At 63.1% G+C, this 19,281-nt stretch carries 18 protein-coding genes; 6 read left to right on the top strand and 12 right to left on the bottom strand.

Annotated elements, in window-relative coordinates:
* Nucleotides 1-382: 382 nt before the first annotated feature.
* Entirely contained in the window at nucleotides 383-1,402 is a 1,020-nt protein-coding gene (locus P3T43_RS32340) for an IS110 family transposase (RefSeq protein WP_429285070.1), read from the top strand.
* A 319-nt stretch (nucleotides 1,403-1,721) separates the two neighbouring features.
* Here P3T43_RS32340 and P3T43_RS32335 read toward each other — a convergent pair whose 3' ends face one another.
* Nucleotides 1,722-2,747: a bile acid:sodium symporter family protein gene (locus P3T43_RS32335; protein WP_429285069.1), complete on the bottom strand. Its 1,026-nt coding sequence runs from the start codon at nucleotides 2,745-2,747 to the stop codon at nucleotides 1,722-1,724.
* Between the two features lie 597 nt (nucleotides 2,748-3,344).
* On the opposite strand from P3T43_RS32335, the gene P3T43_RS32330 reads away from it, so the two are divergent.
* The 3 genes from P3T43_RS32330 to P3T43_RS32320 all read left to right on the top strand — a co-directional run bounded on the left by P3T43_RS32330 (nucleotide 3,345) and on the right by P3T43_RS32320 (nucleotide 6,608).
* Nucleotides 3,345-3,845, top strand: coding sequence for a hypothetical protein (locus tag P3T43_RS32330; protein ID WP_429285068.1), 501 nt, complete (start codon nucleotides 3,345-3,347; stop codon nucleotides 3,843-3,845).
* Between the two features lie 568 nt (nucleotides 3,846-4,413).
* Nucleotides 4,414-5,505, top strand: a complete 1,092-nt coding sequence (locus P3T43_RS32325; protein ID WP_429285067.1) for a porin — start codon at nucleotides 4,414-4,416, stop codon at nucleotides 5,503-5,505.
* Between the two features lie 164 nt (nucleotides 5,506-5,669).
* A complete protein-coding gene (locus P3T43_RS32320; RefSeq protein ID WP_429285066.1) occupies nucleotides 5,670-6,608 on the top strand; it encodes a LysR family transcriptional regulator in 939 nt (312 codons plus the stop codon).
* A 46-nt stretch (nucleotides 6,609-6,654) separates the two neighbouring features.
* Here the strand turns inward: P3T43_RS32320 and P3T43_RS32315 are convergent, their stop codons facing one another.
* Entirely contained in the window at nucleotides 6,655-7,614 is a 960-nt protein-coding gene (locus P3T43_RS32315; RefSeq protein ID WP_429285065.1) for an NAD(P)H-dependent flavin oxidoreductase, read from the bottom strand.
* A gap of 288 nt (nucleotides 7,615-7,902) precedes the next feature.
* Here P3T43_RS32315 and P3T43_RS32310 point away from each other — a divergent pair, with 288 nt between their 5' ends.
* Nucleotides 7,903-8,793, top strand: coding sequence for an alpha/beta fold hydrolase (locus tag P3T43_RS32310; protein ID WP_429285064.1), 891 nt, complete (start codon nucleotides 7,903-7,905; stop codon nucleotides 8,791-8,793).
* 320 nt (nucleotides 8,794-9,113) lie between these two features.
* On the opposite strand, the gene P3T43_RS32305 is transcribed toward P3T43_RS32310, so the two are convergent.
* The 6 genes from P3T43_RS32305 to P3T43_RS32280 form a co-directional block, all read right to left on the bottom strand.
* Nucleotides 9,114-10,028 carry an MBL fold metallo-hydrolase gene (locus P3T43_RS32305; protein ID WP_429285097.1) on the bottom strand — a complete coding sequence of 305 codons (915 nt, stop codon included), beginning with the start codon at nucleotides 10,026-10,028 and terminating at the stop codon, nucleotides 9,114-9,116.
* A 114-nt stretch (nucleotides 10,029-10,142) separates the two neighbouring features.
* Entirely contained in the window at nucleotides 10,143-10,379 is a 237-nt protein-coding gene (locus tag P3T43_RS32300; RefSeq protein WP_429285063.1) for a DUF1289 domain-containing protein, read from the bottom strand.
* Entirely contained in the window at nucleotides 10,376-10,900 is a 525-nt protein-coding gene (locus P3T43_RS32295; protein ID WP_429285062.1) for a YbaK/EbsC family protein, read from the bottom strand. The genes P3T43_RS32300 and P3T43_RS32295 overlap by 4 nt, the downstream gene beginning before the upstream one ends.
* Before the next feature lie 25 nt (nucleotides 10,901-10,925).
* Complete coding sequence (locus P3T43_RS32290) at nucleotides 10,926-11,852, bottom strand: hydroxymethylglutaryl-CoA lyase (protein WP_429285061.1); 927 nt, start codon at nucleotides 11,850-11,852, stop codon at nucleotides 10,926-10,928.
* A 93-nt stretch (nucleotides 11,853-11,945) separates the two neighbouring features.
* Complete coding sequence (locus tag P3T43_RS32285; RefSeq protein WP_429285060.1) at nucleotides 11,946-12,887, bottom strand: 2-hydroxyacid dehydrogenase; 942 nt, start codon at nucleotides 12,885-12,887, stop codon at nucleotides 11,946-11,948.
* Nucleotides 12,888-12,903: 16 nt separating this feature from the next.
* Nucleotides 12,904-13,350, bottom strand: coding sequence for a VOC family protein (locus P3T43_RS32280; RefSeq protein ID WP_429285059.1), 447 nt, complete (start codon nucleotides 13,348-13,350; stop codon nucleotides 12,904-12,906).
* Between the two features lie 230 nt (nucleotides 13,351-13,580).
* On the opposite strand from P3T43_RS32280, the gene P3T43_RS32275 reads away from it, so the two are divergent.
* Nucleotides 13,581-14,186 (top strand): RBBP9/YdeN family alpha/beta hydrolase, encoded by a 606-nt coding sequence (locus P3T43_RS32275; protein WP_429285058.1) that lies wholly within the window; start codon nucleotides 13,581-13,583, stop codon nucleotides 14,184-14,186.
* A 108-nt stretch (nucleotides 14,187-14,294) separates the two neighbouring features.
* Here the strand turns inward: P3T43_RS32275 and bioB are convergent, their stop codons facing one another.
* From bioB to bioA, 4 genes are read right to left on the bottom strand one after another with little or no spacing between them, the layout of a single operon-like run.
* Nucleotides 14,295-15,377 (bottom strand): biotin synthase BioB, encoded by a 1,083-nt coding sequence (gene bioB, locus P3T43_RS32270; RefSeq protein ID WP_429285057.1) that lies wholly within the window; start codon nucleotides 15,375-15,377, stop codon nucleotides 14,295-14,297.
* 33 nt (nucleotides 15,378-15,410) lie between these two features.
* On the bottom strand, nucleotides 15,411-16,130 hold the full coding sequence (gene bioD, locus P3T43_RS32265; protein ID WP_429285056.1) for a dethiobiotin synthase: 720 nt from the start codon (nucleotides 16,128-16,130) through the stop codon (nucleotides 15,411-15,413).
* Nucleotides 16,127-17,311: an 8-amino-7-oxononanoate synthase gene (bioF, locus tag P3T43_RS32260; protein ID WP_429285096.1), complete on the bottom strand. Its 1,185-nt coding sequence runs from the start codon at nucleotides 17,309-17,311 to the stop codon at nucleotides 16,127-16,129. The genes bioD and bioF overlap by 4 nt, the downstream gene beginning before the upstream one ends.
* Nucleotides 17,311-18,678: an adenosylmethionine--8-amino-7-oxononanoate transaminase gene (bioA, locus tag P3T43_RS32255; protein WP_429285055.1), complete on the bottom strand. Its 1,368-nt coding sequence runs from the start codon at nucleotides 18,676-18,678 to the stop codon at nucleotides 17,311-17,313. Before bioA ends, bioF begins: the two co-directional genes overlap by 1 nt.
* Nucleotides 18,679-19,281: the final 603 nt, after the last annotated feature.

The raw sequence follows: 19,281 nt of genomic DNA, 5'->3' as shown, positions 1-19,281 counted from the left end.
GCGCTGATTAATTAAGTGAATCTTTAGTGACAACCTGGGCGTCCCCGCTGCGCTTACGTGTCAGGGTGGCGTGAGCCGCGGCGGTCGTCCCGTGCGTCGCTCGTACGCGTTGGAGTTGATCGCGCGGCGAGGCCGCCGCACGCGCTGTGAGAACCGGGCACTCGAGCCTATGCCATCAGGCCAGGGCGACGGCGCGCGCATTTCGGCGTGAAATAACGAAAAAGCCGCTCGCAGGCGGCTTTCTTCAAACAGGCTCCGGGAGAATGATATGAACGCCTTCCACCACCGCGCGAAGGGATAGAAAAGAGGGCACGGGAGGGCGACATCATTGCGTGGATTCGGAAGAATATGGAGGCCTCAGACGCGAACCGGAGGGTCCGAAATGAAGCTCACACCAGTTGGAATCGACCTCGCGAAAAGTGTTTTCCAGGTGCACTACGTCGATATGGAGACCGGGGAGATTGTGAACAAGCCGCTCAAGAGACCTGCGCTTCTTGAGTATTTTGCCAATCGCGCGCCATGCCTGATCGGTATGGAAGCGTGCGGTGGTGCCCAATATTGGGCGCGCGCGCTAGCGAAGCTGGGACATGAGGTGAAGCTGATGCCCGCGAGATTTGTCAAGGCCTTCAACATCGGCAACAAGAGTGACGCGGCGGACGCACGCGCGATCTGGCTGGCCGTGCAGCAGCCGGGTAAGCCCGTGGCAGTGAAGACCGAGGCCCAACAGGCCGTACTGGCACTTCACCGGATCCGCCAGCAACTCGTGAAATTCCGCACCATGCAGAGCAACAGTCTGCGTGGCCTGCTGACCGAATACGGCGAAGTGATGCCCAAGAGCCGGGCGGCGCTGGACAGCGCCATACCAGGAGTTCTGATGAGGCTCTCGGACCGCTTGCCGCCGGTGTTGATCGACACCTTGCGCGAGCAGTGGAACGGTTTGAGCGGACTTGATGAGCAGATCTGTGGGATCGAGCGGCGACTGCGCCAATGGATGCGTGAGGACGAGGCGGTCAAGGCGATTGCGGATATTCCGGGTGTCGGAGTACTGACCGCTACTGCGGCAGTCGCAACCATGGGCCACGCCCGTTCGTTCCGCTCTGGCCGGGAGTTCGCCGCGTGGATTGGCCTGGTGCCGAAGCAGAAGGGCTCCGGCGGCAAGACAACATTGCTCGGCATCAGCAAAAGAGGTGACGCCTATTTGCGCACGCTGCTCATACATGGCGCACGCAGCGTGCTGGCGCATGCGAAAGAGCCGGCCCCGTGGGTCGAGCAGCTCAGCAGGCGGCGACCAGCCAATGTAGTTATCGTGGCTCTCGCCAACAAGATGGCGCGGACGATCTGGGCGATACTCGCTCACCACCGGCCGTACCAGAAAGGTCACGTGAGCGTGAGACTGGCATAGCAGTCACACGCTACGTAAAAGATTAGCCCTCAAACAGGATGAAACGTCGAAAGGTTGCGTAGGCAGTCGAGTGTGATGACAAAACAGGTCGGACCGGGACTCGCTAAACCTGAATAAGCGTTCGAGCTTCAGGCTCGCCGGGAGAATGAGGTGCGAGTCAGCGGATTTCATAGGGGCCCGCAGCGAATCAGGCTGCAACAAGGCCGGATATAGAGCTGCAATCCATCCCTGTCTGTCACAACACAAGAAAACCCTCGCAAACGGGAGGCGTTCATATAGGGCGCTTATGAATCTCTTGTTCGACTCGCGCAGTAATGCTTTAGCGGCGCGCAACGGCCGCCGCGGGGCGTTCCTCTGCGGCGGCGCCGGTTTCGCCGCTGAGGTCGCGCGCGCCCCAGCGCTGCGCGAGCGCGGCGCACACCATCAACTGGATCTGGTGAAACAGCATCAGCGGCAGCACGACGGCCCCCACTGCATGCGAGGCAAAGATCACCTTCGCCATGGGCACGCCAGCGGCGAGACTCTTCTTCGAGCCGCAGAAGATGATGGTGATCTGGTCCGCCCGGTTAAAGCCGAGCCGCTTGCTGGTGAACATCGTGATGCCCAGTGCGAGCGCCAGCAAGACTCCACTGATCAACACCAGGCCACCCAGTGCGCCAGGCGAGGTGTGATGCCACAGGCCTTCGTTGACGGCTTCGCTGAATGCGCCGTACACGACCAGCAGGATCGAACCCTGATCGACGAACTTCAGCACACCGCGGTTGCGTTCGATCCAGTTGCCGATCGCCGGCCGCAGCAACTGGCCGGCCACGAAAGGCACCAGCAATTGCAGGACGATGTTCCAGACGGTATGCCAGGCGGACGAGCCGCCGGCCGCCTGGTTGGTGACGACCAGACTGACGAGCGCCGGGGTGATGAAAATACCGAGCAGGCTCGAAGCCGACGCGCTGCAGACGGCGGCCGGCACGTTGCCTTTGGCAATCGAAGTGAACGCGATGGACGATTGGACCGTCGATGGCAGCGTACAGAGGAAGAGGACGCCGGCGTAGAGCGCAGGCGTGACAAGGGGCGAAAGGAGCGGTTTGAGCGCGAGTCCGAGCAGTGGAAACAGCGCAAAGGTGCTCAGCAGGACGACCAGATGCAGCCGCCAGTGCGTCGCGCCCGCCACGATCGCTTCGCGTGAGAGCTTGGCGCCGTGCAGGAAAAACAGCAGGCCCACGGCGATGTTCGTCAGCCAGTTGAAGCCGACGGCCGCCTGGCCGTGCACGGGCAGCAGGCTGGCGAGAATCACCGTGCCGATAAGGGACAAGGTGAAGTTATCGGGAAGCAGTTTCGGGCGGGCCATTTCAGAATCTCAATGCGGGGAATGCGGACATACAGAGGCACAAGCGCGTGCGTATTGGCACGGCCATTTGCTGTAAGGGGAGGGACCATTAGTAATGGAAAGCGATTGAAAATGCAAATTCATTTGCGGAATCGATTGATGAGGAGGCTGCATCTCGTGCTGGTTGCGGAGCCGGCGCGGAAGCGTTGCGGAATCGTTGCGTATACGCCGCACAACGTGCCGCGAAAGGAGATCCAACGGTGCTCGTTTGAGTCCTCTTTTACGGGGTATTCGCATTGTGCGAATACAGCCGCCAGGCCGCTAATTTTGGGCTTCTAAGGAAGCCATTAAGAAGCCCTAACGGCGTCTTCGCGCAAGACCTCTGTCGCGGAAAAACGTCGCAGTAACACGGTGTTACAAGGCAGTGTCAGGCCTAACACTTTTTGGCTCGACACCCCTCTGAGCGAACCATAAATTACTGTTCAAAGGCCAATGGGGTGCACCCGCTTCGGAAAGACCGACACGGTTGTTTGAATCCCGGAAAAAGTCTCGCCGCAGCTCGAACGGCAGGCTTCAGGCGGGTCTTCGGGCAGGTAAATCATGGTGGACGCTGGGTTGGTGAAAACGAGGCGATGGGTGCTGGGCGCGGTCCTGACCGCGCTGTGTTCGCTCGCCTACGCGAGGGCGCCGCAGGCACCGCATGGCGGCGGTGGAGGTGGCGGCTTCGCTCACGCCGGTGCTCCGCATGAGATGCGCGGCGCTCGCCCTGAAGGCGGTGCACGTGCGGACCGCCGCGGCTGGGGGGCGCATGACGCAGGCGGTGCCCATGGAGGCTACAACTACGCAGCGCAGCAGCGGGCGATCGCCAACGGCGGTTATCGTGGCGACAGCCGCGTCGATCCGCGCAATGGCTTCCAGTACGCGGGGTCCATCACGCCCGTGAGCACGGAGGCGCGCTCGGTGCCGCGTCCGCCGGAAGACGAATCGATGGTGCGCGCGGGCTCGATCCGGGCCGACGTGGCCCGCTACAACGAGGAGCGGGGTGCGCCGCGTCCTGTGCCCCGTCCGCCTGAGCAGTACATTGGGCGCCCGCCGGGGCCGTCTCCCTACCGCAACTAGCCCCTTTCAGGCATATCGCGCCGACGCTTTCGATCCCCGCCTGATAGCGCCCACGCAAGCCGGTGAGCCCGCGCATCATCATGGTCTGCGGTTCCCGCAAGCCCTTTCCCATTGCTTTCAATCTGTTAGCCGACAGCCCGGCTATGGGATGCCGCTGCCTTCATACAAATAAGTGACGTATGCGCGCCACACTTTTGTGACTACGCAACGTGGCAGCCCCATCCTGTTCGTCAAATTTTGCGTCGGCGGTCTGCACCCGTCATCGGCGCGGCACCTGATCCGTTATCCGTCTTTGCGCAGCAGTCCTGACGGGCCTTCCAGCCCATTGCCCGGGGACGTCGTCCAATGGTGCCGGTGCAAGCCAGGGGTCCGTTAGCAGTCCGATAAACGACAAAACTAATCGGAGCGATATACCGGCAATAACAACCCATATTTTTGTCCATAAAAATGGTCCGCAAAGATGGTCCCGCCCAGATTAGCTCGGTGATCTAACGGACGACAAAACAAACCGTTGGCGCGAGCTCCCCCGCCGCACAGCCATACCCTTTTGACAAAGACAGGAGAACCCATGAATACAAACTACCGCCGTGCGCTCAAAACGACTCTCAAGGCCAGCGTGATCGCCGGCCTGCTGGCGGGGGGCTCGACGGCGTTCGCACAATCGAGCGTGCAGTTGTATGGCCAGGTCGACGAGTGGGTCGGCGCGCAGAAATTTCCGGACGGCAAAAGCGCAGCCGAGGTGTCCGGCGGGGGGATGTCGACGTCCTACTGGGGCTTGAAGGGAGCGGAGGATCTGGGCGGCGGTTACAAGGCGATTTTCACGCTGGAAGGCTTCTTCCTCGCGCAGAACGGCCAGTACGGCCGCTTCACCGGCGACACGTTCTTCTCGCGTAACGCCTACGTGGGTATCGAATCGCCGTACGGCACGGTGACGGCAGGACGCCTGACGACGCCGCTTTTCGTGTCGACCATCCTGTTCAATCCGTTCGTCGACTCGTACGAATTCTCGCCGATGGTATGGCACACGTACCTCGGACTCGGCACCTTCCCGACCTACACGACGGATCAGGGCGCGGTCGGCGATTCGGGCTGGAACAACGCGGTGGAATATTCGTCGCCGAACTTCAACGGCCTGAGCGCCAACGTGATGTACGCGTTCGGTAATACGGCGGGGGAAAACGGCGCGAAGAAATGGAGCGCCCAGTTCCTGTACTTCCACGGTCCGTTCGCGTTGACCGGCGTGTACCAGTACGTGAACTTCAACGACACGCCGGACGACCTTACCGGTCTCGCGCAGAGCGTCGGTCTGCCCAACCTGAAGAGCCAGAGCATTGCCCAGTTCGGTGCGACCTACGATCTGAAGTTCATCAAGTTCTACGGTCAGTACATGTACACGTACAACGACCAGACCATGGGCAGCTGGCATGTGAACACCGCCCAGGGCGGCTTCACGGTTCCGGCGGGTCCGGGTACGATCATGGCCTCCTATGCGTATTCGCGCGACGGCAGCGGTCTGGACCAGACCCGTCAGACAGCGGCGCTCGGCTACGACTATCCGCTCTCCAAGCGCACCGACGTCTATGCCGCGTACATGTACGACCATTTCACCAGCCAGAGTTCTGGCAATACCTACGGCGTGGGCATCCGCACGAAGTTCTGAGCACTGCCCGTCGCATCGGCACATGCTTCGCGAACCCCGTCTTCGAAAGAAGGCGGGGTTTGTCGCTTCTGGAAACGAACCACGGCGAGCGTGGTTGGTTGCTTACGTGTCATTGATAAAAGCGGCAAAATGGCGTCGATTGATTCCTCTTTCGAGCGATTGCCATGGATACCCTCGTCAGCATGAAAGTGTTTCGCCACGTCGTCGAAGTGGGCAGCTTCGTGGGGGCAGCGGAGCGCATGGAGATGTCCGCGGCCATGGCGAGCAAGCACGTGATGCATCTGGAGCAGCAACTCGGCGCGCGTTTGCTGAACCGGACTACCCGGCGCGTGGCGCCGACCGAAGCGGGGCGTGAGTATTACGAACGTCTGAGCCAGGTGCTGAGCGAGCTGGACGAAGCCGAGCAGGCTGTCGGCGCCGCGAGCGTCGTGCCGCAGGGCAAGCTGCGCGTGACGTCGCTGTCGGCCTTCGGTCTCAGCCGCGTGATGAGCGCGGTGGCCGACTACGCCGCGCAATATCCGCAGGTCACGGTGGAAATCACGCTGTCCGACCGTGTGGTCGAACTGATCGAAGAGGGTTTCGACGTCGCGATCCGGGCCTCGCCGTCGGGGCTGAAGTCGTCGTCGCTGATCGCGCGGCAGATTGCGACGGCGCACCTGGTATTGTGCGCGTCACCGGATTATTTGCGGCGCCACGGCACGCCCAGCAAGATCGCCGATCTGTCGCGCCACAACTACCTGCAATATGCGGGCGTCGCCGCACCGGAACTGGGGCCTGCGGGTGCCGAAGGCGCCCCGCGGGTGCGGCTGACCGGCAATCTGATCGTCAATCACCTGGAAGCGCTCCGGGTGATCCTGCTGCAAGGCGCAGGCATCGCGATGCTCGGGACGGAGGTGATCGGCGACGATCTCGCCGCGGGCCGGCTCGTGCCGCTGCTGGTCGAGCAGGTGCCGCCGCGCGAGTTGCCGATCCACGTCGTGTATGCCAGCCGGCGCCATCTGTCGGCGAAAGTCCGCTCGTTCGTCGATTTTCTCGCCGAGCGTTTCGCAGACGAGGCGCTATGGCCATCCCTCGAACAGATCAAGGCGCTGGCCGTGAGCTAGGTGGACGGCCGAACCGGCAATCCGGCGCACGGCCGCCAGCCACGAATTAGCGTGCAATGCCGAGGCGCATCTTCGCTTCGTTGTATTCGCTCTTCAGACGCTCGACCAGTTCGGCCACGCTCGGCACGTCGTCCATCAGGCCCACGCCCTGGCCTGCGCCCCAGATGTCTTTCCACGCCTTGGCCTTGTCGCTGCCGAAATTCATCGCGGTCTTGTCCGACTGCGGCAGCGCGTCCGGGTCGAGCCCCGCGTTGAGGATGCTCTCGCGGATGTAGTTGCCGTGCACGCCCGTAAACAGGTTCGTGTAGATGATGTCCGAGGCGCTCGAATTGACGATCGCATGCTTGTAGCTTTCCACCGCATGCGCCTCATGAGTTGCGATAAAGCGCGTGCCCATATAGGCGAGGTCGGCGCCCATGGCCTGCGCGGCGAGGATCGAGCCGCCGTTGGCAATCGCGCCGGACAGCACGATCGGGCCGTCGAAAATCTTCCGGACTTCACCGACCAGCGCGAACGGCGAGGTCGTGCCGGCGTGGCCGCCCGCACCGGCCGCGACCAGAATCAGCCCGTCGACGCCCGCTTCCAGCGCCTTTTGCGCGTGCCGGATGTTGATGACGTCATGCAGCACGATGCCGCCGTAGCTGTGCACCGCGTCGACGATCTCGCGCGCGGGCGCGCGCAGGCTGGTGATGAAAATCGGCACCTTGTGTTCGACGCATACCCGGACGTCATGCTCGAGCCGTGTATTCGACTGATGAACGATCTGGTTGACGGCAATCGGTCCGATGACCGCGTCCGGATGGGCGGCCTTGTGCTCGGCAAGGGATGACTGGATCTGCGTGAGCCATTCGTCGAGCAGTTCCGCCGGCCGCGCATTGAGGGCGGGAAACGAGCCGACGATGCCGGCCTTGCATTGGGCCAGCACGAGGTCGGGATAGCTGACGATGAACATCGGCGAGGCAACTACGGGCAGCGCGAGCTGCTGCAGGACGGCGGGCAATGCCATGGTGCGAGTCTCCTGAAAAGCGGACCGGTGCGTCGCAAACGCCCGGCATCTATGAGTTTAGCGGGACAGACGGGCGCGAGGCCGACGAACCGGAGGCTCCGGTTTGTCTGTCAGGGCAAGTCGGAAATTTAAGAACGATCGTTCGATTATAGGCGAATGACGGTCAGCGTGCAGAACTTGAGCAGTTGGAAGGAGTGTTCAGTTTCTACAGTTACGTGCCCTGGCCCACCCCGCGTAGACACACAGCGCTTCTACAATGGTTCGACGAACAACGACAAGAGACTCGCTATGCCCTTCGAGGATTTCACGCCCTTTCGCGTCGCTGCGGGCGACGTCGATATTTACGGGGTCAAGGGCGGGGCAGGGCCGCCACTCCTACTGCTGCACGGCCATCCGCAGACGCATCGGATCTGGCATCGGTGCGCGACAGAACTTGCCCGGCATTTCACCGTCATCGCCACGGATCTGCGCGGTTACGGCGCCTCGGCCAAGCCCGCTAGCGACGCGACTCACGCGGCCTATTCGAAACGTGCAATGGCAGCCGACCAGGTTGCCGTCATGCGCCACTTCGGCCACGAACGCTTTCTGGTATGCGCGCACGACCGTGGCGCGCGGGTTGCGCACCGCATGGCGCTCGATCATCCGGATGCAGTCGAGCGTCTGATGCTGCTCGACATCGCGCCGACACTCGCCATGTATGAGGCCACCGACCGCACCTTCGCCACGCTGTATTTCCACTGGTTCTTCCTGATCCAGCCCGAGCCGTTGCCGGAGACACTGATCGGCGCGAACCCGGACGTCTACGTGGATCGCGTGATGGGCAGTCGCCACGCCGGGCTGGCGCCGTTTGCACCGGAGGCGCTCGACGCCTATCGCAGCGCATTGCGGCAACCCGGGGCGGTGCATGCGATGTGCGAGGACTACCGGGCGTCGGCGACGATCGATCTCGAACACGATCGCGCCGATATCGAGCGTGGTCACAAGATCGGCTGCCCGCTGCGTGTGCTGTGGGGTGAGGAAGGCGTGATCGAAAAGTGTTTCGAACCGCTCGCCGAATGGCGCCATGTCGCGCGGGACGTGAGCGGCCGGGCATTGCCATGCGGACACTACATTCCGGAGGAAGCGCCCGCTGACCTCATTACGGAGATGCTGGCTTTCTTCGAGGCCGTCGAACAGTAGAAGAGAAGCGCGGAGTGCGCGGTAAATTCGACCCCTTACGCCAACGGGGGGCGCAGAAAGACCCGCGAGGCGGTGCGTCCACGTGGCGTTCGTGTGACTGAGCCCCATGCAAAGTGTCAAGAATTTGTAGGGAAATCACCGATGCGAGCAAAAATCCCGCACAGGTATCATTTCCGTAGACGATGATCACGTCGACCAAATTCCGCCGCTCGCCAAGTTATCCATGGCGAGCGGCTTTCTTTTTTGGGCGGGGATTTTTTGCGGCGGCGGAAGTGTTGCAAGTAGTGAAGCAGCCGGGATCAGACTCAACGGCCTAACACTCAACGGGCGAGGATTTGCCTGCCGTCGACCGTTAATGGGCCGCCGTTCGATGCCAGTTCCTCGACCAGACCCCGCAGCAGCGCCGGCCATGCGTCGCGCGGCTTGAGCATGGCTGCAGCGGCACGCATGCAACTCGCGGCGTCGAGCATTTGCAGAAGCGCATCGAAGCTCATGGCGCGCACCTCGAGCAGCTTGAAGACAATCAGCACCTTTAGCGCATTCTTCGCATTGCGTGCCGGATCGGCGCGCAGCCAAGCGACGCGCGAAAAAGCCCGTTCGAGTGCGAGCGAAACGTTCGCGAACGGCGCGCCATGCCCCGGAATGACGGTGTGCACGTCGAGCTTTGTAATCGTCTCCAGCACGGCCTGCTGTTCCGCAAAACCGCTGTCGCCTTCGAGTTCCGGAAAGATCACGCCGAAGCCGTTTTCCCACAGCGCGTCCGCACTGATCAGCACGCGTTCTTCCGCGCAATAGAGCATCAGCGAGTGTGGATCGTGGCCCGGTGCGCCGAGCACTTGCCAGTCGAGTGCGCCGAGCGTGAGTTGCTCACCCGGCGCCAGCGTCTCGGTGAAGGTGAACCGCTCGCAGCTTTGGCCAGTCGCGCGAAAGCTCAGGCGCGCCTCGTCCCAGTCCCGCACTGCGGCGGCTTCCGCGGCGGGAATCGCCGCACGGCAACGCCACGCGGCCTGCAGCACGGCATTGCCGCCGCAGTGGTCCGAGTGCAGATGCGTGTTGACGATCAGATCGAGTGGCCGCTTGCCGAGCGCGGCCTGCGCCAGGGCGAGTGTTTGCGGCGCGTGGGTCGCATAACCGGTGTCGACCAACGCGGCGCATGCATCGTCGACGAGCAGCACGTTGTTCGATGACAACCAGCCGCGTTCGAAGACCTGGATCGACGCCGGCAGTCTCATGATGGTTTGGACTCCTGCGCGGGCGCTTGAGCGCGGACCTGCGTGGACGATTGCGCTGGCTTGGGCATCACGAGTATCGTCGATGTGCCGAGCAGCACCGTTTCACCGCTGCCCCTTTCATTGCTGGGTCTGCTTGCTTTGCGCCATCCACTGCGTGTGGCGGGCGTCGAGCGTATCCCAGACGGCGCGCTTTTGCGCATCGTCGTAGGCAGACCAGCCGCGGATTTCGTCGATGGTGCGCAGACATCCTTCGCACCAGCCGCTCGCCTTGTCCATCCGGCATACGTTGATGCAGGGCGAGGGCACAGGCGCGGCGGCCTCTTGTCGCTCCACAGTGATCGCTGTCGTGCTCATACGCCTTCCCGCAAGGCGACGTCGACCACCGGCGCGCCGGTCAGCACGACCAGCTCCTGCGGCGACAGATTGAAGACCGCGTGCGGGTGGCCCGCCGCAGCCCACAGACTGTCGAGTGCCAGCAGATCCGCGTCGATCAGCGTGACGGGCGGCGTGGCGTGACCAACCGGACAAACGCCGCCAATCGCGTAGCCGGTTTTCTCGCGGACGAATTTGGCGTCGGCCCGCGCGATCTCACCGACCTGCGCCGCCACTTTCTTTTCGTCGACGCGATTCGCGCCGCTCGCGACCACCAGCACGGGTGCGTCGTCTTCGCGCCGGCGAAACAGGATCGATTTGGCGATCTGCGCGACCTCGCAGCCGAGGCCGGCTGCGGCTTCCGCAGAGGTCTTGCCGGTCTCCGGCAGCATCACGATCTGGCCGGCGTGACCGCGCTCGCGCAGCAGCAAGGCGACGCGCCGGGCCGAATCCGGCAGCGCGCTGAGATCGTCGGAAGATTGGGAAGGGGTGATGTCCGTCATCAGGCGGTTTCCAGGGGAACAGGGGTTAGACGCACGACGCTTGTTCGCTGCGTGCTTTCGCGAGCAAGGCTTTGCCGGCCCGCGAGACGTTCGGCTTGCCGATCGAACTCGAAATGAAGTCGCCGATCGCGACGACCTGCGCGAGATCGATGCCGGTTTCGATGCCGAGGCCGTGCATCAGATACAGCACGTCTTCGGTCGCGACATTGCCGGTGGCGCCCTTCGCATACGGGCAGCCGCCGAGCCCCGCGACCGACGCGTGGAAAATCTCGATGTCCTCTTGCAGCGCGGCGTAGATATTGGCGAGGGCCTGGCCGTAGGTGTCGTGGAAGTGTCCCGAAAGATGCTCGCGCGGAAACACCTGGGTGACCGCGGCGAATACCTCGCGAGTACGCTTAGGTGTGCCAACACCGATCGTATCGGCGATATCGATCTCGTCGCAGCCGAGCGCAGCAAAACGCTCGACCACGTCGACCACGGCGGCGACCGGCACCTCACCTTGATAAGGACAACCGAGCGCACAGGAGACGCTGCCGCGAATCCGCAGGCCGTGTTCCTTCGCTGCTTGCGCCACGGGTTCGAAGCGGGCAATGCTTTCGGCGATGCTGCAGTTGATGTTCTTCTGCGAAAATGCTTCGCTGGCCGCGCCGAAGATCACGATTTCGTCCGCGCGCGCGGCGAGCGCGCCTTCGAAGCCGCGCAGGTTCGGCGTCAACACCGAGTAGGTCGTGCCGGGGCGGCGCACGATGCCGGCCATCACCTCGGCGCCGTCGGCCATCTGCGGCACCCACTTCGGCGAGACGAACGAAGCGGATTCGACATTGCGAAAGCCCGCAGCGGACAGGCGGTTGATCAGTTCGATCTTGACGTCGGTCGGCACGAACTCTTTTTCATTCTGAAGTCCGTCGCGCGGACCGACTTCGACGATCTTGACGGCTTGGGGCAAGGCCATGATGTGTCTCCTATAGACCGGAGCGAGTGCTTTGGCACTGACTCCGCTCCCATGCAAAAGTGCGGCCGCGCGAAGCAGCGCCGCACCTGAAATTCAGTATCCGCGTTCGATATCGACCACGCCGCTCACCGTCTCACCGCGCATCAGCGCGGTGATTTTCTGCACGACCTGGACGACGCTCTCCGCGCGCAGCGTTTGCGCCGAACTATGCGGGGTAATCGTGATGCGCGGCTCCTGCCAGAACAGATGATCGGCCGGCAACGGTTCCTCGCGGAACACGTCAAGCGTAGCCGCCGCGATCTGGCCGTCGGCGAGCGCTTCGAGCAGATCCTGCTCGACCAGATGCGCGCCGCGCGCCACGTTGACGAGATACGCACCACGCGCGAGTTTCGAAAACGTACGACGGTTCAGCATGTCGTGGGTATCCGGCGTGTGTGGCAGCAGGTTCACCAGCACCTTGACGTCGCTGAGAAATGCTTCGAATTGCGCTTCGCCGGCGAAGCTGGTCACGCCGTCGATCTGCCGCGCCGTGCGGCTATAGCCGCGCACGGGCATGCCGAACGGCACGAGCGCGCGTGCCACGTGCGTGCCGAGCACACCGAGGCCCAACACGCCGACCGTGAAGGTATCGCGCGGATGCGGATCGAGCACCTTCCAGCGCTGTTGCGCCTGCAGGGTTTCGTATTCGTCGAAGCGACGCAGGTAGCGCAGTACCGCGTGCGTCACGTATTCGGCCATCTGCGGCGCCATGCCGGTGTCTTCCAGACGCACGAGTTGCGCCGAGCGCGGCAGCGTGCCGGGATGTGCGCGTTCCAGCGCGAGAATCGCGTCGACGCCCGCGCCCAGATTGAAGATCGCGCGCAGCCCGGCACGCTCCGCAAGCATCTCGCGCGGCGGCCGCCACACGACGGCGAAATCGGCCGGGGCGGTGTCGCCGGGCTGCCATTCGCGCAGTTCGGCCTCGGGCAGCGCGCGGGCGAAATCGTGCAGCCAGCCGGCGGCTTCGTTATGAGGCGTGTAGAAGAGGATTTTCATGCGCAGGGGGCGAACCTTACTTGGCGAAGAGCCGGCTGATGTCTTTGAACGCCTTGAATTCGAGCGCGTTGCCGCATGGGTCGAGGAAAAACAGGGTCGCCTGTTCGCCCACTTCGCCTTTGAAGCGGACATGCGGTTCGATGATGAACGCGGTGCCCGCTGCCTTCAGCTTGTCCGCCAGCACATGCCAGTCGTCCATGGTCAGCACGACGCCGAAATGGCGCACCGGCACGTGATCGCCGTCCACGGCATTGACGCCGGCGCGGCCGGCTTCGTCAGGCGCGAGATGCGCCACCAACTGATGGCCGAAGAAGTCGAAATCGACCCACTCCGGTGAACTGCGGCCTTCGGGGCAGCCAAGCAGGTCGCCATAGAACGCGCGGGCGTTGGCGAGGCTGGTGACAGGAAATGCCAGATGAAACGGCTGCAGCGCGCGTGGCTGGACAGACGACGCTTGCGACATGGGGCCTCCTCCGTTTTACGAATAGGCTTCATTCTACTTTTTCGAGGGCAATCGCGCGCAGTTTGGCGTGGGCGTGCGGTTGAACGCGATTCCGTGACGCCGCTATGGGCGGGGACAGAGCGATACCGTTGCGGCGGCGGGTCGCCAATAAGCAAATCAGAATAAGTTGGTTCGCGGCCACGTAGCCGCGTTTCACAATAGGTTTCCGGATTCGGGCAGCGAGGACAATCATGCTTTCATGCAGCAAATCGACATGGCCGCCGCGGCTCGTGACGGTACCCGGCCTGCACGGTAGCGAAGGCGCGCATTGGCAGACGTGGCTCGAACGGCAATTCGCCCGCTCGTTGCGTGTCGAGCAGGCCGATTGGGATGCACCGGATCTGGCGGGCTGGGCGCGCGCGGTGCGCGAATTGCTGGCGCGCGAACGCGGACCGTTCGTGCTGGCGGCGCACAGCTTCGGCTGCCTGGCGGCGGCGCATGCGCTGCAGCAGGCGTCGTCTGCGGGCGAGGTGGTCGGTGTGCTGTTCGTGGCGCCGGCCAGCCCGGAAAAATTCGCTTTCGCCGGCCCATTCGAGGCGCGTCGGCTGGGTGTGCCGTCGATCATGATCGGCAGTGAAACCGATCCGTGGATGCCGCTGGCCGGCTCGCGCGAGTTGGCGCAACGCCTGGGCAGCGCGTTCGTGAATCTCGGCGATGCGGGCCATATCAACACGGCGGCAGGATTTGGACCGTGGCCGCGAGCGAAGTATTTCGTCGATACGCTGGTGCATTGCGCCGCGCCGCTCCGGTTCCTCGATGAGGAATCGCTGGAGCGGCTGAGTCACGCGGTGGTGTGAGCGCGCGCCATGCGTGCCTGCCTGCATGCCGGATACAAAAAATGGCCGCTTCAAACGAAGCGACCATTTTGCTATCCAGCTCATGCAGACGCGGCTAAACCCACACGCCTAGTTGGTTGCGGCGTGCCCGTCGCAGCCGTGCTCACAACCGCTTTTATCGAGTGGCGTCTGCGGCGCCGCTTCAGCGCGGATACCCAGACGTTCGAGCAGTTTGCGGTCGGCTTCAGCTTGCGGGTTGCTGGTGGTCAGCAACTGGTCGCCGTAGAAAATCGAATTTGCACCAGCGAGGAAACACATCGCCTGCAATGCTTCGTTCATCTGTTCGCGGCCGGCTGACAAACGCACCATGGCGCGCGGCATCGTAATACGCGCGATGGCGATGGTGCGCACGAATTCGAACGGATCGAGCGCCTCGGTGCCCGTGAGCGGCGTGCCTTCGACCTGCACCAGATTGTTGATCGGCACGGATTCCGGATACGGGTCCATGTTCGCGAGCTGGGCGATCAGGCCCGCGCGCTCACGGCGCGATTCACCCAGGCCCACAATGCCGCCGCAGCATACGTTGATGCCCGCGTCGCGCACGCGCTCCAGCGTGTCGAGACGGTCTTGATACGTGCGCGTCGAGATGATCTGACCGTAAAACTCCGGCGAGGTATCGAGGTTGTGGTTGTAGTAATCGAGGCCGGCTTCACGCAATCCCTGCGCCTGATGCGTCTCCAGCATGCCGAGCGTCACGCAGGTTTCGAGGCCCATCGCCTTCACGCCGCGGATCATGTCCTTGATCGGCTCGAGGTGACGATCCTTCGGATTACGCCATGCCGCGCCCATGCAGAAGCGGGTCGCGCCGTTGTCTTTGGCGACCTTGGCGGCGGCGAGCACTTCGTCGACCGGCATCAGCTTGTCGGCCTTCAGGCCGGTGTCGTGATGCACCGACTGCGGGCAGTACGCGCAATCTTCCTCGCAGCCGCCAGTCTTGATGGACAGCAGCGTCGAGAGTTGCACAGTGTTGGCATCGAAGTGTTCGCGATGCACTTGCTGCGCGCGGAACATCAGGTCGCTGAACGGCAGTTCGTACAGGGCCACTACGTCGACCACGCGCCAGCGGGCAGCGCCCGCAGCGGCTGCGTTGGCTGCGTTTGAGCTCGCGACGGGCGATTCGGTTTGGGGGCGATCAAGGTGAAGCTGGGTCATATCGTCAATCCTCGTGGATGGAGATGAAGTGAGTCAGCGCTGCGCAGCGCGCAGCGTCTGCAAAAGCTGGGTGGTGTCGAGACAGTCTGCTGCGGCATCCGCAGACGCGGGGGTTAGATGCGGCACGATGCCGAGCAGCGGCGCGTCGTATTGACGCTTGAGCCGGTCGCGGATGGCGGCGATGTTTTCATCTGCGAAGCTCATGTCCGGATCGACGCGGTTCGCGACCCAACCCGCCAGCTGCAAGCCGCGGGCAGCGATCGCTTCGGCAGTCAGCAACGCATGGCTAATACAACCGAGCCGCATGCCGACCACGAGCACGACCGGCAGATTCAGGGCGAGCGCGAGATCGGCGGTGTCATGCACATCGGTGAGCGGCACGCGAAACCCGCCGACGCCTTCCACGACCACGATGTCGGCAAGCTCAAGCGCCTGAACATGGCAGTCGACGATGTGCGCGATCTCGAGCGTGACGTTTTCCAGCGCCGCGACGATATGCGGCGCGGCGGGCGCCTTCAGCAGATACGGTGTCCGAAGCATAGGCGGCAGCACCACGCTGGACGCCGCGTCGAGCAGGTCCGCGTCTTCGTTGTGCCACACGCCGCTCACTTCGAACGCGCCGGCGGCGATCGGCTTCATGCCGGCGGCGCGTAATCCTGCGCGAGTGAAGCCGCGCAGCAGCGCTGCCGATACCAAAGTCTTGCCGATTTCCGTATCGGTTCCGGTGACGAAAAGCGAGAGCGGTGTCGTCATACAGCATCCTTGCCAAGTTGCTGCAAGCCCGCTTCGAGGCGATCCAGATCGGCGTGCGAATGCGCCGCCGACAGCGAGATGCGCAAGCGAGAGGTGCCGGCCGGCACGGTGGGCGGACGGATTGCGGGCACCCATAGTCCGGCGCGATCGAGCGTGGCTGCAATGGCGAGTGTGGCGTCGTTCGCGCCGATGATGAGCGGCTGGACGGCAGTGTGCGAATCGACCGGCAACCACGGCGTGGCTTCCAGCAACGTGCGGGTGCGTTCGATCAGTTGCTTCAGATGGGCCCGCCGCGCATCGCCCTCGTCACCGCCAATGATGCGCAGGCTGGCCGATACGGCGTGCGCCGCAGCCGGCACTGACGCCGTGGTGAAGATATACGGACGGGCGCGCTGTACGAGCCATTCCACCACGGTCTCATGGGCGACGACGAAGGCGCCCGACACACCCGCAGCCTTGCCGAGCGTGCCGATCGAAATCAGATGCGGCGAACGCAGCGCTTCGTGGGCGATCGCGCCACGGCCTTGCGGGCCGAGCACACCAAAACCGTGAGCATCGTCGAGGATGAGCCATGCGCCGTGCCGCTCCGCGAGTTCGAGCAGGCGCGGCAGGGGCGCGACATCGCCGTCCATGCTGAACACCGTGTCCGAGACGATCAGCTTCACGGCGGCTTCCGACGCTTCGAGCATGGCGCCAAGGGCTTCGGTGTCGGCGTGCGGATAGACCTGCACGTCGGCGCGCGAGAGCCGCGCCCCGTCGATCAATGACGCGTGATTTAGTGCATCCGAGAAGATCAGGGTGCCGCGGCCGGCGAGCGCGGTGAGCGTCGCCAGATTCGCCATGTAACCGGTGCTGAAGTACAAGGCGCGCGGAGCATCGACGAAGCCGCCGACGAAGCTGGCGAGATCGTCTTCGAGTTGCGCATGGGCGCGCGAATGACCGCCCAGCAGATGCGAGCCGCCGCTACCGGCGCCATAGCGCCGCGCGCCTTCGGCGAGCGCGGCGACCAGCAGCGGATGTGCGGCGAGACCGAGGTAATCGTTGCTGGCGAAACCGATCATCTCGCGGCCATCGACGCTCATGTGCGCGGCGCACGGTGTGTCGGCGGTGCGACGATGGCGGCGCAGACCTTTTGCGTCGATCTCTGCCAGGCCTCGTTCGAGTGTTTCGAGCAAGGGCATCATACGGCCTCCGTGAGCGTGACTTCGAAGGTCTCGCGCGTGCGCGCGGCGAGCAACGCAAGTTCTTCGTCGTCGAGGATATATGGCGGCATCAGGTACACGGTGGTCGAAATCGGCCGCAGCAATAGTTCGCGCTGCAAAGCGTTTTCGAAGAAGCGGCGCGAGAACGTCTTTGCTTGTTGCGCATCGGCAATCACGGCATCGAATGCGAGGATCGTTCCACACTGACGCAGATTGCGCACCTGCGGATGCTCGGCAAGCGGTGCGAGCGCTGCGTGCAGCGTGGCGGATTTCTGTGTGTTGACGGCCAGCACGTTGTCGCTCGCAAACAGATCGAGCGTCGCCAGCGCGGCTCGGCAAGCGAGCGGGTTGCCGGTGTACGAATGCGAGTGCAGGAAGCCGCGCGTGGTGTCGTCGTCGTAGAACGCGGCAAAGATTTCATCGCGCGACAGCACGATAGAGAGCGGCAGATAGCCGCCGCTGATACCTTTCGACAGACACAGGAAGTCAGGCCAGATACCGGCTTGTTCGCAGGCGAAGAACGTGCCGGTGCGTCCGCAACCTACCGCGATTTCATCGGCGATCAGATGGATGCCATATTGATCGCACAGCGCACGCAGACCGGCGATATACGATGGATCGTGCATGGCCATGCCGGCTGCGCATTGAACGAGCGGCTCGACGATGAGCGCGGCGATTCTGCTGCTGCGAGCTTCGAACAGGGTGCGTACGGCGTCGAGCGCACGGCGTGCGACATCGGCCGCGCTCTCGCCGGGCTCCGCGAGGCGGGCGTCGGGCGAGGCCACGACGTGGGCGTGACGAATCAACGGATCGTAGGCATCTTTGAACAGGGCGACATCGGTGACGCCGAGCGCGCCGATGGTCTCGCCGTGATAACTGTTGGCAATGCAGACGAATTCCTGCTTGTCGCCGAAGCCGCGATTGCGCCACGAATGGAAGCTCATCTTGAGCGCGATTTCGACGGCGGAGGCACCGTCGGAGGCGAAGAAAGCGTGACCCAGCGTGTGCTGGGTGAGGGCGGCGAGGCGCTCGGCGAGTTCGACGGCGGGCTCGTGGGTGCAGCCGGCGAGCATGGCGTGTTCGAGCGTGTCGAGCTGGCCTTTCAATGCGGCGTTGATGCGCGGGTTGGCGTGGCCGAACAGGTTGACCCACCATGAGCTGATGGCATCGAGATAGCGATGGCCAGCGCGGTCATAGAGCCAGGGGCCGGCGCCGCGGGCGATCGGGATGAGCGGCAGGCGCTCGTGGTGTTTCATCTGGGTGCAGGGATGCCATACGGCACGCAGGCTACGGGCGACCCAGTCGTTGGTTCCGGCGATGGATCCTGCGGTTGCTAGTGTGTTCAAAACAACTCCGGTACGGGGCAGCGCGGATTTTTTTGCGTCGCGATGCGGTGTGCCATTTTCATGCTTGATGGGGTGGTGATTTTTGCGTTCACGTGGGGTGTTTTTCTGTTCCCACAGGAGGGCTTGCGAGGCAGCCAGGCTGCGGCGGGGTTGAGATTAGCGCTTTATTTCGGTTGATGCACTACCCGTTCGGGTGGCGTTTTTTTCTGCTTCTGATGGAGTTTGGAGGGGTTCTCGACAGGTCGAGGCTGTTTCTGGCAGAAGGGTTTAGATCGGTGGAGATGACGACGGCAAAGTTGTGGGCGGTGGTGGGGGGAAATCATAAGGTTTTGCTGCTTTTTTGCTTGCGGCGCTTGGGGGTTTGCGGGTGGGGTTGGTTTTTGGTTGTCTTTCTGGTTTGGGGTGGTTGCCTGCGGTGGGTTGTTTTTTTGTTGTTTTTTTGTTGTTTTATGGCGTTGGCCTTTCCTTGTTTTGTTATCGGTCTATTAGGTCGCCCCTGTGCGGGGCAGCACCTACTTTCTTTGCCGCCGCAAAGAAAGCAACTGTATTGAAGGTCAAGTGCCAGAGGCTCAGTGGATCATGATTTCGGCGGAGTCCAGGGTG

This window comes from Paraburkholderia sp. GAS41, assembly GCF_050436545.1.
Lineage (GTDB): Bacteria > Pseudomonadota > Gammaproteobacteria > Burkholderiales > Burkholderiaceae > Paraburkholderia.
The sequence above is the reverse complement of the archived record's forward strand: the minus strand, read 5'-3'. Positions and strand labels throughout refer to the sequence as shown.

Bases quoted from the DNA above. Each gene is read 5' to 3' on its own strand.
- P3T43_RS32340 (WP_429285070.1), top strand. From the start codon at position 383: ATGAAGCTCACACCAGTTGGAATCGACCTCGCGAAAAGTGTTTTCCAG.
- P3T43_RS32335 (WP_429285069.1), bottom strand. From the start codon at position 2,747: ATGGCCCGCCCGAAACTGCTTCCCGATAACTTCACCTTGTCCCTTATC.
- P3T43_RS32325 (WP_429285067.1), top strand. From the start codon at position 4,414: ATGAATACAAACTACCGCCGTGCGCTCAAAACGACTCTCAAGGCCAGC.
- P3T43_RS32320 (WP_429285066.1), top strand. From the start codon at position 5,670: ATGGATACCCTCGTCAGCATGAAAGTGTTTCGCCACGTCGTCGAAGTG.
- P3T43_RS32315 (WP_429285065.1), bottom strand. From the start codon at position 7,614: ATGGCATTGCCCGCCGTCCTGCAGCAGCTCGCGCTGCCCGTAGTTGCC.
- P3T43_RS32310 (WP_429285064.1), top strand. From the start codon at position 7,903: ATGCCCTTCGAGGATTTCACGCCCTTTCGCGTCGCTGCGGGCGACGTC.
- P3T43_RS32300 (WP_429285063.1), bottom strand. From the start codon at position 10,379: ATGAGCACGACAGCGATCACTGTGGAGCGACAAGAGGCCGCCGCGCCT.
- P3T43_RS32295 (WP_429285062.1), bottom strand. From the start codon at position 10,900: ATGACGGACATCACCCCTTCCCAATCTTCCGACGATCTCAGCGCGCTG.
- P3T43_RS32290 (WP_429285061.1), bottom strand. From the start codon at position 11,852: ATGGCCTTGCCCCAAGCCGTCAAGATCGTCGAAGTCGGTCCGCGCGAC.
- P3T43_RS32285 (WP_429285060.1), bottom strand. From the start codon at position 12,887: ATGAAAATCCTCTTCTACACGCCTCATAACGAAGCCGCCGGCTGGCTG.
- P3T43_RS32280 (WP_429285059.1), bottom strand. From the start codon at position 13,350: ATGTCGCAAGCGTCGTCTGTCCAGCCACGCGCGCTGCAGCCGTTTCAT.
- P3T43_RS32275 (WP_429285058.1), top strand. From the start codon at position 13,581: ATGCTTTCATGCAGCAAATCGACATGGCCGCCGCGGCTCGTGACGGTA.
- bioB (WP_429285057.1), bottom strand. From the start codon at position 15,377: ATGACCCAGCTTCACCTTGATCGCCCCCAAACCGAATCGCCCGTCGCG.
- bioD (WP_429285056.1), bottom strand. From the start codon at position 16,130: ATGACGACACCGCTCTCGCTTTTCGTCACCGGAACCGATACGGAAATC.
- bioF (WP_429285096.1), bottom strand. From the start codon at position 17,311: ATGCCCTTGCTCGAAACACTCGAACGAGGCCTGGCAGAGATCGACGCA.